Origin of the sequence: Herbaspirillum sp. alder98, from assembly GCF_020179755.1 — a bacterium.
Lineage (GTDB): Bacteria > Pseudomonadota > Gammaproteobacteria > Burkholderiales > Burkholderiaceae_D > Herbaspirillum.
Window position 1 is genome coordinate 96,970 of record NZ_JAIUCY010000007.1, and the last position, 15,127, is coordinate 112,096.

General features: G+C 51.8%; 12 protein-coding genes and 1 pseudogene. 4 read left to right on the plus strand and 9 right to left on the minus strand.

Going from position 1 to position 15,127, the window contains the following annotated elements:
- Positions 1-13: 13 nt before the first annotated feature.
- Positions 14-250: a hypothetical protein gene (locus LBW87_RS16755; RefSeq protein ID WP_225202607.1), complete on the minus strand. Its 237-nt coding sequence runs from the start codon at positions 248-250 to the stop codon at positions 14-16.
- Between the two features lie 434 nt (positions 251-684).
- On the opposite strand from LBW87_RS16755, the gene LBW87_RS16760 reads away from it, so the two are divergent.
- From LBW87_RS16760 to LBW87_RS16775, 4 genes and pseudogenes are all read left to right on the plus strand, one after another.
- A complete protein-coding gene (locus LBW87_RS16760) occupies positions 685-1,899 on the plus strand; it encodes a TniB family NTP-binding protein (protein WP_225202608.1) in 1,215 nt (404 codons plus the stop codon).
- A 616-nt stretch (positions 1,900-2,515) separates the two neighbouring features.
- A complete protein-coding gene (locus tag LBW87_RS16765) occupies positions 2,516-3,283 on the plus strand; it encodes a hypothetical protein (protein WP_225202609.1) in 768 nt (255 codons plus the stop codon).
- Positions 3,284-3,682 (plus strand): annotated as a pseudogene (locus LBW87_RS24070) (TniQ family protein); the annotation flags it as partial.
- Positions 3,683-3,892: 210 nt separating this feature from the next.
- Positions 3,893-4,834 carry a hypothetical protein gene (locus LBW87_RS16775; protein WP_225202721.1) on the plus strand — a complete coding sequence of 314 codons (942 nt, stop codon included), beginning with the start codon at positions 3,893-3,895 and terminating at the stop codon, positions 4,832-4,834.
- Between the two features lie 76 nt (positions 4,835-4,910).
- Here the strand turns inward: LBW87_RS16775 and LBW87_RS16780 are convergent, their stop codons facing one another.
- The 8 genes from LBW87_RS16780 to LBW87_RS16815 all read right to left on the minus strand — a co-directional run bounded on the left by LBW87_RS16780 (position 4,911) and on the right by LBW87_RS16815 (position 14,888).
- Positions 4,911-5,096 carry a hypothetical protein gene (locus LBW87_RS16780; RefSeq protein WP_225202610.1) on the minus strand — a complete coding sequence of 62 codons (186 nt, stop codon included), beginning with the start codon at positions 5,094-5,096 and terminating at the stop codon, positions 4,911-4,913.
- 108 nt (positions 5,097-5,204) lie between these two features.
- Positions 5,205-5,384: a hypothetical protein gene (locus LBW87_RS16785; RefSeq protein WP_225202611.1), complete on the minus strand. Its 180-nt coding sequence runs from the start codon at positions 5,382-5,384 to the stop codon at positions 5,205-5,207.
- A gap of 100 nt (positions 5,385-5,484) precedes the next feature.
- Positions 5,485-9,531 carry an ATP-binding protein gene (locus LBW87_RS16790; protein WP_225202612.1) on the minus strand — a complete coding sequence of 1,349 codons (4,047 nt, stop codon included), beginning with the start codon at positions 9,529-9,531 and terminating at the stop codon, positions 5,485-5,487.
- A 55-nt stretch (positions 9,532-9,586) separates the two neighbouring features.
- Complete coding sequence (locus LBW87_RS16795; protein ID WP_225202613.1) at positions 9,587-10,318, minus strand: TraB/GumN family protein; 732 nt, start codon at positions 10,316-10,318, stop codon at positions 9,587-9,589.
- A 119-nt stretch (positions 10,319-10,437) separates the two neighbouring features.
- A complete protein-coding gene (locus LBW87_RS16800) occupies positions 10,438-12,252 on the minus strand; it encodes a DUF4209 domain-containing protein (RefSeq protein WP_225202614.1) in 1,815 nt (604 codons plus the stop codon).
- A 126-nt stretch (positions 12,253-12,378) separates the two neighbouring features.
- The gene (locus tag LBW87_RS16805) at positions 12,379-12,777 is read right to left on the minus strand and encodes a hypothetical protein (protein ID WP_225202615.1); all 399 of its coding nucleotides are present in this window, start codon (positions 12,775-12,777) and stop codon (positions 12,379-12,381) included.
- Positions 12,778-12,945: 168 nt separating this feature from the next.
- A complete protein-coding gene (locus tag LBW87_RS16810) occupies positions 12,946-13,686 on the minus strand; it encodes a hypothetical protein (RefSeq protein WP_225202616.1) in 741 nt (246 codons plus the stop codon).
- A gap of 695 nt (positions 13,687-14,381) precedes the next feature.
- Positions 14,382-14,888 (minus strand): XRE family transcriptional regulator, encoded by a 507-nt coding sequence (locus tag LBW87_RS16815; protein ID WP_225202617.1) that lies wholly within the window; start codon positions 14,886-14,888, stop codon positions 14,382-14,384.
- Positions 14,889-15,127 lie beyond the last annotated feature (239 nt).

Below are 15,127 nucleotides of genomic sequence, written 5' to 3' on the forward strand. Positions count from 1 at the left end.
CATCATCACGTCATCAAAACGCCCATGGACCATGGATGTACATGGGCCCTTTACGAAAGGAATTCCAATGCCCGAACGAAAAAGCACTAAAGGCAGTGCGGCCGCAGATTTTCTCGACCTGCGCGCTCACCAGCAGTTGAGGATAGCTCGCCGGCAAAGCATCAGCCCTCCTGACCTGGCTGCCCTTCTTCAGTTCCGCAAATACCTCATCGACCGCGCAGCCCAAATGAAGCCCATCAAGCTTCAACACCAGAAATCTGCAGTTCCGCCGCGGGCCGCGGGGATTGGGCGCCTGATGAGAGCGCGCTCTAAACCGAGAAATGAGTGATGAGGGTACTCGACGAAATGCTTCGCCAAATCACTTAACGAACATCATTTCATTGAATCACCCGTGGGCTCAGGAAGTTCATGGGTTCTTTACACAAGAGGTAATCCAATGTCCGAACGAAAGAACACTACACCTGCGCCGGCTCCAGAGTCGTCCAAGCAGCGGTCTCATCTGTGGCCTCGGAAAACTGTTAGGCAGTTTCATGCTCGGTTGATGCTGAAGCACTTTAGCAAACAGCTTTCTCATGGGGAGCTGAACCGACTCAAGGCAGTTTTGGCGGAGTTCGAGGGTGCCAGAGGGATGGTGGCACGGTTGCCTCCGCCTGATTTCCCTCGTGCGAAGAAGGGACGGAAGCCATGAACGAAGGCACTGAAACCTCCGATGAAGTTGGCGCCAGGCAGTCCAGGAAAGCCGCAGGGGCGGCTGAGAGGGGCGGTGACGCGGTGCTTATCTCAAACAATTTTTCGAATACTCAAATCATGAACAACACTACTACCTCCTCTGACAATCAACGCGCTAGCTCGGCACAAGTTGCTGCCGCCATTGAAAACCAAAACGCAAAACTTGCCCCAAAAATTATGGCCGAACTCAAAGCGCACTGGCGCGGCGCAGATATCCGCTCCCGTCGCGTGCATATGGCCAACGAAATCTTCGTCCAACATCCTCAATGCAGTGTCGCCATGTCGAGCATCCGTACCATGGCAGCGAACTGCAAAGCCGAAAAACGGGGCGATTCTATGCTGGTTCTCGCCGGCTCCGGAGCAGGAAAGACATATCTCGCCGACCGCATTCAACAACTCATGCCACGCGATGATTCTGGTGAAATCAGCAAGGTGCGCTCCGTGATGTTCAAAATCCCGCCGGCACCGACCCAGCGCGGCCTTGCCTCCGAGCTTCTGCGCGCACTCGGCGACCCGAAGCCCAAAGGCACCGCTGCCGATATGCTGGACCGTATCGGAACGCTGCTCCGACATGTCGAGACAGAAATCATCTTCATTGATGACGTGCAAGATATTCCCGAACGCCGCGGACAAAAGGGTGTTTTGCAACTGGGCAACTGGATTCGCGACTTGATTGATAAGTCGAAGTGCCTTGTCGTATTGCTTGGCACACCTTCGGCCGCAGAGGTCGTTACGACCAATGCTCAGCTCCGTAGACGCTCCATGAAACACCTCAGAATCGAGTATTTCTCCATGGACAAAGCTGAAGACATCCGCTGCTTCCTCCGCTTCCTTTCGGAACTGGATAAGGCCCTGCCGTTGGCCGAACTGTCGAAACTTGATGAGAGCACGATGGCTTGGCGCATCTACTGCGCTACCAATGGCGTGATGTCAGTGATTAACAAACTCGTTACGGAGGCTGTGTGCGTCGCTGTTGAGCATAAGCGGGAAGCACTTACTTCCGACGACTTCGAGCGAGCACTGGAGAACCTCTTCGGCAGCCACCTGAAGACTGTCAATCCGTTCGGCAAGAAAATTGAGCCTCGCCCTATCACCGCGGTTGGCGAGATGTTCCACAACTGGCACGACTCGTCCAACCCTGCGCTCCCTCCGTTGGATAAGGCTGCCTAATAGCAACAGCAGCCATCGCTTCTTTGGCTGAAATCCTCAAATCGGCGACATCTCGCATTCCTGCTCCCAGACGCCGAGGTGTCGCCAAAAAAATAATACGAGATAAAAATAATTGACCACGACTAAACGCCCACGACTGTTAATCCGTCCAAACGCATCTGCATATTCAAACCGACCAGACTTCATTATGCGATTAGCTGCTAGCAATCTATTAAGTCAGCGCGAATTAGTTGGAGCTCTGGATTCTTCCTACGCTCGGCTGAGGTCGATGCCCTCTTCCGAGTTGAATGACCTGATGTGCGGACATCTATCGCCCGAGCCAAGCACGGTACGCGGACGTTCGAGGTCACAACAGTCGATGCCGCACGCCCGAGTCTGTCCCGATTGTGTTTCAGAGGGGCTCATTCCGGATGTCTCCGCGACATTCCATATCCCATTGCCGTGTGTAAGGCATGGGTTGATGCCGATAGATGAATGCCACAGATGCAAGAACCCGCTGACCTACATGCGGACATCTCCAGTAGGCTGCGACTGCGGCGCCGCTCTCACTGATTTGAAAAGAGTCCCCACCCCCAGTTGGTACGCTGAATTTTCGAGGAAATTCTCCTACCGAAGCATGCCTATCACTCTTGATATGGGCCTTGAGGAGGCGCGCGAAGGCAGCTATCGAACTGCGGCCTTGATAAAAATTCTTCTCGGAACTGTTCAAAAACCCTTTGGCAACCCCTGGGTGTCGCTGAATGAGATGCTGAGTTTCGAGCGCTTCGTAACGGGATGGCCAACCCCATTGCGGAATTATGTCCATGCTTTCGTCAATGAAGTAAAGACCTACCAAGTTCAAGAGCGCTTCATCCGAAAAATCTGCGCCACGAGAAATAAGGAATTGGCGAAGGCGATGGTTAGTCTTTGGGATGAAGCCAGCTTCAGTTGGTCCAGGAGAAAGATGGTGAATCAGTACGCTCAATACACGGAGACTATATCGATAGATGGCGCCTCCGAAATACTGGGCTGCTCGCCAAGCCTTACTTGGCTCCTCTGGTGGGCTCGGTGGTTTCCTGCAGTAGCTCTCGAGAAAGACCTCTGGACCCCACGCTTTGACCCTAAGGATATCCGTCAGGCTCTGGAGGAAGTCCGAGCCCGATGCACTATACGGACAAAGCAAAATCGATGTCTGGTTCCATTGGGGAAGTTTGGCGAGAAGGCTACCACCGTACGGTTTCATACTTTCTTGGATTCGATTTGGCACAGCCCACTCAACTGGAAGCTATGCTCTTACGTGCATGAGCCGCTCATCAATGACTTGTATCTGCAAGACCCAAAGCTAGCAGGCTACAAGGGCGGTAGCAACGCAGCGAGTATGCTTTTTAAAGCAGCGGTGACATAGATGTTTCTCCTGAGGCCAGCCCCTTTTCCCGGCGAATCGCTCTCATCATGGCGACAGCGCGGCGGCATAGCGAATGGCTTCAGGCTCTATCCACGGCCGAACTCATCCTCTTACGCTCTGGAACCGGACCAATATCCGAAAGACGAGGAGCTGCGTTGGTTGAGCGACGTCAGCCGTGTGGCTAAAAGCGCGATTCAAGCACTATGCCTTGACTCACTAGGAAGTCATATTTCTGCGCAGTTCATGCAATCTGGTCGGCGGAGATGGGTGGTTCCCTGCCGAGCAAATTCTTCCGTCAGCAACAGGAGCTCCTGCTGCCCAATGTGCCTTGTCGGCGATGCCACCCCATATTTCCGACTGGCATGGCGGTTTGCCTTCATTACACACTGCCCTCTCCATGGCTGCCCGCTGAGTGAGACTTGCGCTTCATGCGGTGGCGGTATGTGGCCGGCGAGCCAGCGCATCCTTCTTGAAAGGGTTCCATCCGCATTTTCAAATTGCCAATGCTGTGGGGAAACGATTGGCGGCGCCGGCAGTGTTGACAGTGAGATGCAAGAAATCGCTAGGTCACTCTGGCTTTGTGCAACGTTAGGAGCAGTGCCGAGGGAAATGCCACAAGCGGCCAATGCTCAGGAGGTGTTCGATGCCCTTTGGGTGATGGCTCAGCTTCTCTTGCGGTCGGGCGCCCGGCAGATTTGGAGAGTATTACCAAGCTCTTTCCAGACCAGCGAACCCTTCATTAACCACGCACACAATGTGGAACAGCTTCCGTCCCCACAGCGCGCCAGGATTATCAACGCTGCTTGCTGGCTACTTTCTTCGTGGCCGGCCAATTTTCATCAAGCTACGAGCGCAGCAAAGATAACCAAATTTCACTTCTCCGTTACCTGGGACATCCAACCTGCCTGGCTCTCAAGCTACATCCGCGAAAATCTATCGGTAAAACGCCGGGGACTTACTGAGGACGAGGTGCGTTCGGCAATCAGTCAACTCGAGGATGACGGACTCGCCGTGACGAAATCCAGTCTACGGCGCGCCCTAAAGGTAACTGAATCGAGGGCCATACACACCCTGGTGAAGCATCGACACCGTGCGACACGCGAAGAGTTCACGACCTTTTGCGCTGCTGTTGAGCAGCGAATCACCGAAGCGCCACGGTCGCGGGACCAGAAAGCGACACTGAGCCGCGACTATCTCATTCTTCTTCTCAGCGTACTGAGCGACAAAAGCATGGAAACGGTATGCAAGATGACCCATGCAGAAGTTGCGCTCTTGCTTAAGCAACTGCACAGTCAGTCCTTTGGCAACAGCGTACCGCCAGCGTTTCATGCCGCACTCGAGTGCGCGAAGAATCTTGCCGAAAATGAAGAACCCCTAATTTGCGCCCAAAATACAGAGTCGACGCAACGCTTTATAGGTCGATTTGGAGATGAACTTGCCGGTCACACGGTTCGCGACCGATTCGCCAAGATGATGAGGTTGGAGCTGGGTCAGGAGCTCTGGAACAGCGTGGATGCGTTCTTGGGGATTTATCCTAGATACGAACTCTAAACTGAGAAAACAGAAAAAAGCCGACACCGTTGTCCAGTGTCGGCTTTTTTCTCAGGCCGATTTATCAAAAGAGCTGTCAGAGACTGAGACCTAATTTCTTTTGACGCTCGAAAGTGATGTCAAAGACCAATCCTGCCAGTACCATCAACGACGCCATGATGTAATGAACGACCTCAAAGCCATTTGTTGCGGTCTTTATCAGCGCGATACCAGCCGCGCCATCTTCACTCTTAAAGATATCCGAGCGAACTGATGAAGGCATTGCTGGCGCCACGGCCGAAAGCTGCTTCGAAGAGCAAATCCAACGCAAAGAAAAAGGAAGAGTCAAAAACAGAGGAAAACTATCCGGCGACTGGGTCGTTGTTCTGATTCAAAGCAAGTTGGTATGCAAAATAGCAGGAGGATAGACCTCGGTAGGTCGCCAGCTTTCTCGGCAAATAGCCAATGTTGTGGTGTTGAGGCATGCCTCGAACCCTTTTGCTGAGCCAGCAGAGGCAAACGCATCCACCACTTGTCCAACCGTAATTTCGTTGTCACTAGCTTCAACCATGCTTTCCCCAATTGAGGGTTGAATCTTAGCATCGCTGAAGCGGTGACTTTGAACGTCTGCCAAACAAGCAAGAGAGCAACATCAACTGGCAACCAATATGCTAATCATCATCGTCATCCAGGGAATACCGAGCCCGACGTTCGAGAGACATCTCCCGTTTGGCGTCTCTCAATAGCTCGTCATATAGGTCATAGGTAGGAAGAGCCCGGCTTGAAGAACTGAGCATCTTCTGACAGTGCTCCGCCAACCTTACGTCAGCCGGGAACGGCTCTCCCGGAGTGCCAGAGCGCGGACCTGAGCGTGCCGATATCGAAATTGCATTCCGGATTCCATTAAGCGCATCGAGACTAATAGCATCTGCATCATTCAAGATATCTGCGATGAAGTCAGAAAAATCGAAAATGAGAGAAGGCTGAGCCTCTTTCAAGATTGACTCCACGAGCTCTAAACGAAGAGCAGTTCCTGTGGACATCCATTCGCGCAATTGCATAAGAAGTGGCAAATCGAAATTGCCGCACATTCCTGCAAAAACTCCCCCAATCCATGAGAGCCTCGACGACACGTCAGCATCACTGACCACCCAATCGAGAAATTCCTGAATCAACTGCTCATATTGACTGGAGGCGCGAAGGTCTATGCCTTTTGTATGCTCCTTGCGAAGCGGCAAATACTGCCAATCATCCAGCCTACATGCCTCTTTCAAGCGCGCTTTAACAAGTTCCATAACAGCTGGAGCATCAATCTTGACTGACTCCACAATGAAGGACCGAATCCAATGGTCATCCAAGTTAGTTCGATTTCTAAGCTTTTGTAGAATCCGAGGTCTCCATTCTTCGACATCAAGAGATTGCATCTCCTTACTATCTGCCAACAACATAAATATGTGATGAGTGGCTTCAGTATTGATAGCGAAGTCGAGTCGGCAAATAAGTTCGAAGGCAAGACTTGGAGATTGGGAAAAAATCTGACGAGAAAGCTGCGCCGCTGAAAAAATTACTGATTCATTCTCTGACAAAAAGATTCGCTCAAAGAGAGAGCACTCCTCGTCCGTGTATGCGCGTGCAGATTGAAAATATGCGTAGCCGTCAGCAAGCCGCATCAATGCCTCATCGGATTTCCTGGAGAACTCCACATAGTCCGCAATAAGGGAATTCCGGCCCGACATGAGTTCAATGCATATTGCTCTGCCTATAGCTACATTCAGCGGACCAACATCATGATACAAACTCTCTCTGAGAATCTTTCCCGCGAAACCAGGGACTGCATCCAAAAGAGAACCGAGGAACAAGTACGGGGTGCCAAATCCTGGCGCAAGGACCGACATTTCTTGTAACGCAGATTGAATCTCTGCATAAAAATTGTCGATATCTGGGAAGGCCTCGATTAGCTCCTTTGCTGTAGCCTCGCAGTTCATCTTAAACTGGTTGGCATCCGTATCTCCGTCATAAGGCTTCCACGTGTTATTACCCCACGCATCAATAAGCATTCGGATTAGCCGAGTCCGCAAATCTCGATGTAGATAGCTTTGAATCTTTAACGCAACCGGAGCAGTGATTGACTGAGAATAGTATGCATGCCATCTGACGGCCTGGCCAATCCGCACCAGCACCACCGCGTGCACATGCGTTCCCTCAACAATCGCAAGAAGCTTGTTTAGCAGATTCAAATGCTCATGCGTCCATTCATCATTCGCAGGCTTGGCACGCATAGGACCTTGCAATGCATTGCTCAGCGTCTGGACTGCAAGAAACGCCTTCCTGTCTGTACCACTTCTTAAATACTCAAAGAGTGCATTGGTAACTTTGTCTCGCAATGACTGAACCCTAGACAGAGAAACGATGTAGCGCCCAATGGTAAAGGCTAAACGGGAGTATGTCGTTGACTGATATTCCGTCTGCAATGGCCCTTCCAAAACACAAAATGGATTGTTTTCAAAGCTCAGCGTGGTGGGGTTTTCCAGCAATTTGAGTACGAAATCGATGACCTCATCGATATATGCAAGAGGCTTATTCACCTGGTACTTGGCCAAGTCAGCAAAGACACTCATTCCAGGATTGAGCGCAGTTTTCTTACCATTTTTTGCCCCCCTTCCGGCCCGCCACAGTAGGGAGCAAGCTTCTTGAACGTGGTCGTAAGTGTAAGCAGCATAGCGAAGCAAATTGCACACATTCGTATCGTCTCCGTGCCCCTCTGTAATGAGACGTTTTGCGAAGTCCATTGCGAATCTCGGCTGATAAAAAGCTACAGCTTCTGCGGCTTTCAAATGCGTATTACTGTATTTCCCCTGCCATTTCAGCTTAGGTGCTATGTTCGTCAACAACGTACTTTGGTCTGTCTTTCCCTCTCGCAGGCGCCAGTCAAGCCGCCCCAGATTTAAGAACATGTTTTTTAGATGCTCTACGCCCAGCTGCTCGAATATCTGCTCAACCAAGGCATTTGCTTGGGAATTGGGGTCAATATAGTTGGCTCGAATAATTTCATCGGCGAGCAAGTCTGGTGCCAACCTTGAGCGAATTCCACGCTTGAAAAGAACCCCAGCTTCGTTTAACACGTTCATCAAGCGCGTCGCATCTGTCTTACTGACGCCCTCAACTTTCTCCAGTATCTCCAAGAAGGCCGGGTCGTCCTGGATGACTGGCTGTAGAAGCGAAATTGTACGAAGAACCGCATTGAGTTTTCCGCGCTCATATTCTTGAACTAACTCTAGTGCAATGACCTGCTGAAGGCTACGGAGCACATGAATTCGGAATTCCTCTTCTTGAGCAAGTAACTCTAACGGGATGTTGTGCTTCGCCACTAGCTGCGCTGCAAGCACGGTAGTTAGGGGGGTCGTAAAGGTCACTTTCGCAATGGCCTTGGCAGCTTCTATTGGGCCGTTGCATTGCTTTAGGACGTACTCGGCTAAGGCTTGCGCCTGTTCCTTTGTCGGAGGAAGAATCTCAATGAATTTTATAGCGGTGCCAGATACGCCTGCCGATGCAGCATTGCGCTTGATTGGTTCAATCCCATATGGACGAGTCGTAAATAGGAGCTTGGTGAGATTATCTGGAACTGACGCGAAATTGAGTAGAAGAGGCAAATCCTCTCTATCGTGGGCATCATCCACAATCAGCAAGGTTTCGCCACCATCTTTTGCTCTCACCCCTTCGAAATGTGAGGCTTTTATAGTTTCGCCGGCTGATACAAACCTGATATACAAGGAAGTATCCGCTTCAAGACGAGCCACGACCTCTCGCAATACACGGCTTTTTCCGACCCCCGGCGGGCCACTGATGCATGTCAACAGAACGTCATCTTCTTTAGCAAATGCGACAGCATTGGCAACTTCATCGGTTCGACCAATCAGTGTCCACGCATGATTGAAATAGCGACTACCCACCAGGAACTGAGCGAAGAACTCGCCTGCACTTTGGATAGGACCCTGCTCAGTTATTCCAAGCAAGTCCAATCTCTTACCGACAAAGAATCTGTCGACCAATGCAACTTGGTCAAAGCGAGGAAGCAGACGAATCTTTCGGGTAATGTCGAATGGGTCCCAAAGTTGCCAACCGGGATAATCAGCTATTGCGTCTCGAGCATCTGGACTAGCGGTATATCCCAGTAACAGAACCTTGAATGACGCTTTGTATGTCTGCTTCTTTACTGCCTCATGTACCTTCTGAGCGCCGAAGTCCCTTACACGTTTGCACTGAAAAGAGTGCACATAGTTTTCGCCACGGGCAACGATGTCGATTCCGTGCTGCTTATGGCCAGTAGCTCCGTAGCGATGAACCTCGGAGCCACGAGGGTGGTACAGAAAATCGAGAAACGTAGCGCAGAACTCCTCAAAGTCGTCTGCGGTTAGCGAAGACAAAGGAAAAACACTGGATATCGTCGTCGTACTAGCTTCATTCGCTTGAGCAGCTTCTTTGGAAAAACCTGCGGCGGTCAATAAGGCGTTATCAGTTGCGTGTACTAGCTGCTGCAGCTGCAGCACTGTCTCTTGCCGCGGCCGAGATATGCCGTTTTCCCATGAAAGCACGGTACGAGCATTTGCATGGATAGCTTCGGCCAGCTCCTTGTGGTCCTTGAAGTCAGCCTTTTCTCTCAACTCCTTCAGGAGCTTCCCCAGCTCCAAGTATTTTTGGCTATTCTTTTTTGGATTCATTTGTATCCCGATTTCTTGTTCTTCTAAGCATCAAATCAGCCTTCCCGATAATTGCCTAGAGCCTCTCAATAGCACGTTCAAGTAGCTGGAGAAGATTCCCCTCACCATGAAGATGGAGTCCGCCGACTACAACCAATACCTTCCGCTCAGATTTACATAGCTCGTGCATCGCTCCGAGCCAATTTTCATTGCGCCCTGTGAGGGCAGCTCTGCGGAGGGAGGGTACCGTAATGATTGTCTTCTTTTGGACACGGCGAAACATGGTATCCAGGTCTCGCTTGTTCCAATCGGAGAACATGCCTTTGATGCCTTTATCGTTATCTCCGATTGAAGAAATCGCTTCATTCAGCGCCAACAGCACGTCCTCGGAAGGCACTGAGCGCATCGAATCTGCAAATTCAACTGGGGTTTCCAGATAGCGGATATCCTTCCCATCCTTGACCGCAAGGTCACGAAACTGGACGTCTATCCCATGCTTAGTTTTTGCTCCGACTTTCCCCAATTGCATAAAGACAAGCCATGCAGGTGTCCTATGCAGCTCGCCTAGCTCCGCCGGCCAATGGGCGACAAGCCACTCCCAGACATTCTTTGGCACATGGTCGGATAACGACTGCCCTTGTGGCAAAGTGAATTCATCTCCGATGGCCCCCCAATCTGTCTCGAAAACCAACTCATCGGCCCAAGCATATGCATCACGGGCCCATCTTGGCACTTCAGGTACATTCGCGGGGAAAAGATGAATCGAGCCGAGCACTCGAACTGTGGTGTTGTCGATTTGAAAGTACATGGCCCCCTCCATTTATCTCTCAAGTATGTCACGGAGCATGCAGACATAAAATTTAGAACGACGGTTATGACCTCGTTGCAGCTGCTGAAACGGGGTCGCTCTTCTAGCTCGCGCCCGCTTCATTCTCCGGCTTCTGCTGCCTGCGATTGATGCTTCTCCACAAATTGCATGACCATACCCAAAAACATGGTCGTGTGAACCAACCAAAGCACTGATACCGGAGCGATATCATCGAGCCCCAATAAGCCATGCGCGAACCTATTTCTCAGATTCCAACCACGCGGGTCGACATACAAAGCCTGCAAATAAAGCTTTAGCGGCTCACCCACGGGACCTATTGAGTCCATCGTCCCGTTGGCGAACACCACGTCGCCCATATTGATGGCAACACTGGTTCCCGGAACGGCGCCGTATGGTTTTGTCGTCGCCTTACCCACCCTGGCAGACAATTCGCGGAATGCATGTTCGATTTGCGGAATTAGAACGTGAAGTGCGGTTACATGGTCCTCATGAAGCCAGGCTTCAAAGCCATGCTGCAACAATGACAGACGGTCCTTCTCAAACAACTTGCCTCGATTTGCCCACGCAACAAAATGGCCACTCTTGAAATCGAATTTCTTGATAGCCGCGTCAACCACCCAATTGAGCCACGGCCCTCGGAACTGCATTTCCTTTAGCGCCTCCTGGAGGAGCCGACCGCCAGGGTCATCATCCACGCCACCAATTTTCGCCGCGACCATGTTGTCTCTCACAAGCTCCTGAGTCAACATCGCAAAGAGTGGCTCATTTGTTCTCAAGTCTTGAATGCGTGCTCGCAAGCGTCCGATACGTGGCAAAAACTCCATGGTGATGTTGGCCAGAGTCTGAATGTCAGAATCTACGACATGGTTGCCGATGAACTTCTCGATTTCTTCCTTGGAAATCTCGGTTCGGGTTGTGAAAGTCCCCATTTCATCATGCGACTGCCGTATCTTCTCCTGCATCAGAATTCGCACGCGCTCTGCCTCCGCCGGCTCAGATGCCAAAACATACTGATTCAGACTGGTCTGAAGGAACGATGCTGCCAGCTGCGCCTTACCAAGCGTTGCGGCGTGCTCGAAAACCTTTGCGACCACAATGTGTACTCGTTTGACCTCGGCCGGCTCCGACAGCTTGCCGTAGTATCGCGCCAGAGCGCCCCCAGCCATCTCGGCACCATGTGGGTTGAATTTTCCTGGCTCTACAGACGCGTTCGAAAGCAGAATCGACTCGACATCGCCAACCAATTCGGCCCTTTCCTTGTCGGTCAGCCCAGCCATCTTATTGTCCATCAGATAGTCGAATATCTGATGCCACCAACCCATATCGCGGCGATGGAGCTCCAACAGGACAGCACGTGCTTCGGCAACGCGTGCTGAGTCACGAATTGTTGCAGCCAAGTCGATAGCACGCTTGGCGCCATTCAGACCGTCCCAAATATCCGCACCTTGCTCAAACCGGGCTGAACTGAGATACGCATCAATCGCCATTTTGCATGTGTCGATGTTCCGCCGCCGCCCCTTCTCGACGATTGGTGTGAGCTCCCAAGCTGCATCAGCATATCGAGCCTTCATCGTCTGGTTTACGGCCTTGGCTGCCCGCTCAGACCAGTAGTCAATAGTGCCGGCCGGCAAATATGAAATATCGGGGAAATAGATAATCGCCCCGTCTTTTCCTGTAGCTGAACTACCCGGCCGAAAATAGCAGTTCCACGGATTCTCTGCCGTATTACCAACACTGATATTGAGAAGGAAAATAGCGAGGTCAACATAAGCCGCCTCCCGCAATTCTTCGTCCTCCAGTGCGTTCCGTGCCCCAGAGAGTTCGCCAATCACTGCGTAGAAATCCAGAGGCACATCAGCAACGTTAAACTTCTGGATGACGGCATCGATGGCCGGGATGGTCTTGATAGGCATGGCTCTGAGTTAGTAAGAAAGATGCGTCATCATTGAAGATACTCGGTCGCTGAAGTGGTGGCGCCAACGGTTTAACCGTGATATTGGGCGGCCATCTCATTCCGCATCGGCCCCAGTGGCCCAAACTCACCTCCGGCAAAACGCCTCACGGAGCTTGTCCAAGTCATTGAATTTCTCCGCAGCATCAGTAAGCGCGACAAGCCCCTTAATCTCAGTACGTTTCGGGCGGTACGCATTGGCCGTCAAATAACCATAGAAGCGACCATCCCTGTCCACAATCACCGGTGGGTCACTAGCGTACGTATTCCAAGGGGAAAGAGAGCTGTAGCTTGAGCCGTATTGGCCGTAACTATTCCAGATGCTGTCAGAGTTGTAGCCTGAACCATACGAGCCGTACTCATTGCAGACCGAACCGTTGTCGTGTTCGCTGCAGTTCAAGCAGCCCAAGAACTTGTCGTGGCTGTGCCCCCCGAAAAGAAGTAGTGCTGGCGCCTGCGCCGCAGATACCCCCATCACGGCAGCCATGATTGTGCCTGTTACGGCCTTCAAGACAAATTTGCAAGCCCCCATGCATTTCCCCTTGTTTGCGTTTTCGCGAAAGCATAACGGGAATCTTGACTTAATGGAGACGACAACAGCTGGTGTAACGTCCGAAAAGAAGCCGACCTAGCGGTCGGCTCCACGTGCTTCGGACTATTTCACGGCGCCTTTATCACCAAAGCCCAGCGGTTCGACTTCAAGTGAGAACAGCCTTTCCAAAACCGGCCTTTTGCAGCGGAACGAATCCATCGCACTTTGCAGCCAAGCGCCATCTCTTCTTTCCAGCCAACTCATCGCAACGGCGTCGCACTCCTGTAGAGTCGCATAGTAAGCGATGGGGCTACCGCCCGTTCGTGGATTCAGCATCACCTCGACCGCAATTTCCGAATAGCCGATATCCCTCACTTTGACCCGAGCAAGGTCACCAGTGGTCAACTGAAACTCGAAAATATGAGACCCCATGGTCTGATGCGATGGCCAACGGTTGTCGTCAGGACGAAGCGAAAAGAGTCGACGGCGTAACGCTTCGTTGACGGCCGAAACCATCAGGTTCCGCCAGGCCTTTTGCCGCTTGGTCTTATATTCAATGTCAAACGACCGCAGACACAACGTCTCCCGCATCTCGGGGATATCAGCCGCATCAAAGAAGAAGTCGTTCGCTACTGGATACCCCAGGGCATTGAGGCGCTTTGTTAGTCGTTCTTCATCCACGATATAGAACAGAGGGTCATTACCCTGTAGTTCTATTTCTTTGAGCAAGGCAGCGTTTGTGTTGAAGCCAAGCGCATAAGCCAGAGCTTCAGAGAGATGAGCAGATTTGCACTCATCGAACCATTTGGTCAGGTCTGTTTTGACGGCCTTAACGGCCTGGGTTGATAGCGGAATGCTCGCCATGGATACACCTCAATCGTCTATATGGCCGGCGTTCGTCGTTTAAGCACCGACCTCGGATTGAAGGTCAGGAAATACTGAAATGCATCACCTGTTTAACTCGACGACAAGTTGGGTCCAGGTAGCCTGGAAACAAGATTAGTCATCCGTCGAGCTCGTGTCAAGCAATCCACAAAAGGCACCCGACTGCGTACTTATCCCCGTTTTGGCTGGAAAAATCTGTGGATAACTCAAGTTGTTGGCTCACCACGCTGCTTGCTGATTGGGCGCAGGCGGGATTGCCTATTTATTGAGCACAAATGCAGAAGCCCCGACTAGCGGGGCTTCTGGTCCATCGGGTCCGATTCCTCTTACCTAGCGGTTGCTAGGCCAAGCAGCGCCTGGCGGGCAACCCCTCGAGTCGGCTGAAGGGGTCCTTTAATATAGGTTACCAAGCTGGCGTTCTTACCGCAAACCTTAATGCAAATCGGGGGCAATACCGTCTACATGTTCCAACAGGTACCGGAGCGCTATCTCGTTGGCGACTCGGAGACTCAGCCCAGCGTAGTTCTTGGCAAGCCGGCAGGAAGCACCTACATGCAGGTCGACTAGATAGTTGCTGTTCAGCAGGCATCCAGGGCGAAAGGCCAGGTCCCTACGAATGCGCACATGCACCGACTCGCCCGGGTGGATGCCGGAAGGCACTGAGAACTCCTCGATTAACAGGTGGGTGCTTTGCATATCTCAAAACGAACGTGTCTTCCCGCGCGCAGCAGCATGTCCACCAGGGAATCGATGGTGAAATTTCGCGGATTCATCTTGAATATCTCGTCCACGCGTTGGGTTTTCGCGTGGAGCCTTTCCGCAGCTTGGGCGTGCGTAAGCTGATTCAGCTCTACCCAGCTCACGAGCTCGGTCATCAAACTCTCCATGACGGCCAGCTTCTTCATGAGGATTTCATCGACTTTCTCTCCGCCCTGTACAGGCTCGGTCGAGTACAGCTCCGCGCTCGGGATGGCAGTCTTCACATCCGCAATAGCGCTGCGAATTGCCTGCTCCAACGAAGTTGCACTGCGAGAGAAATCCAGAGCTATCTTCCCCGGGGTCCCTATCCCCACTAAAGCGTCTAAGCAGCCAGCCTCTCCGAGCCGCTCAACGATGTCGTTCACATCGCCGGCAACATCGGCCATGTCCAGGCTAAATCGAAGAGTGAATTCATGTTCCATGTCGCTTCCTCGTGGAGTCGATGAAATCAGTTTAGGCCGTCCCACAACTGAAACAAGTTGCTCTCTAAGCAGGGCATCGTGTGTCCGAAGGAGGCGCCGATTTGTCCCGGCTTGTCCGAAAACTACTTCGATTTATGGTGCTTTTGTCCGAAAAGTACGTAGATTCTCAGAATCGTGTCCGAAAAGCACTTCGATTTCTCAATCCGTGTCTGAAACCACGTATGATTTTTTGGCGCATT

Bases quoted from the DNA above. Each gene is read 5' to 3' on its own strand.
- LBW87_RS16795 (WP_225202613.1), bottom strand. From the start codon at position 10,318: ATGTACTTTCAAATCGACAACACCACAGTTCGAGTGCTCGGCTCGATT.
- LBW87_RS16805 (WP_225202615.1), bottom strand. From the start codon at position 12,777: ATGGCTGCCGTGATGGGGGTATCTGCGGCGCAGGCGCCAGCACTACTT.
- LBW87_RS16800 (WP_225202614.1), bottom strand. From the start codon at position 12,252: ATGCCTATCAAGACCATCCCGGCCATCGATGCCGTCATCCAGAAGTTT.
- LBW87_RS16785 (WP_225202611.1), bottom strand. From the start codon at position 5,384: ATGGTTGAAGCTAGTGACAACGAAATTACGGTTGGACAAGTGGTGGAT.
- LBW87_RS16815 (WP_225202617.1), bottom strand. From the start codon at position 14,888: ATGGAACATGAATTCACTCTTCGATTTAGCCTGGACATGGCCGATGTT.
- LBW87_RS16775 (WP_225202721.1), top strand. From the start codon at position 3,893: ATGCCACAAGCGGCCAATGCTCAGGAGGTGTTCGATGCCCTTTGGGTG.
- LBW87_RS16780 (WP_225202610.1), bottom strand. From the start codon at position 5,096: ATGCCTTCATCAGTTCGCTCGGATATCTTTAAGAGTGAAGATGGCGCG.
- LBW87_RS16810 (WP_225202616.1), bottom strand. From the start codon at position 13,686: ATGGCGAGCATTCCGCTATCAACCCAGGCCGTTAAGGCCGTCAAAACA.
- LBW87_RS16760 (WP_225202608.1), top strand. From the start codon at position 685: ATGAACGAAGGCACTGAAACCTCCGATGAAGTTGGCGCCAGGCAGTCC.
- LBW87_RS16790 (WP_225202612.1), bottom strand. From the start codon at position 9,531: ATGAATCCAAAAAAGAATAGCCAAAAATACTTGGAGCTGGGGAAGCTC.
- LBW87_RS16765 (WP_225202609.1), top strand. From the start codon at position 2,516: ATGCCTATCACTCTTGATATGGGCCTTGAGGAGGCGCGCGAAGGCAGC.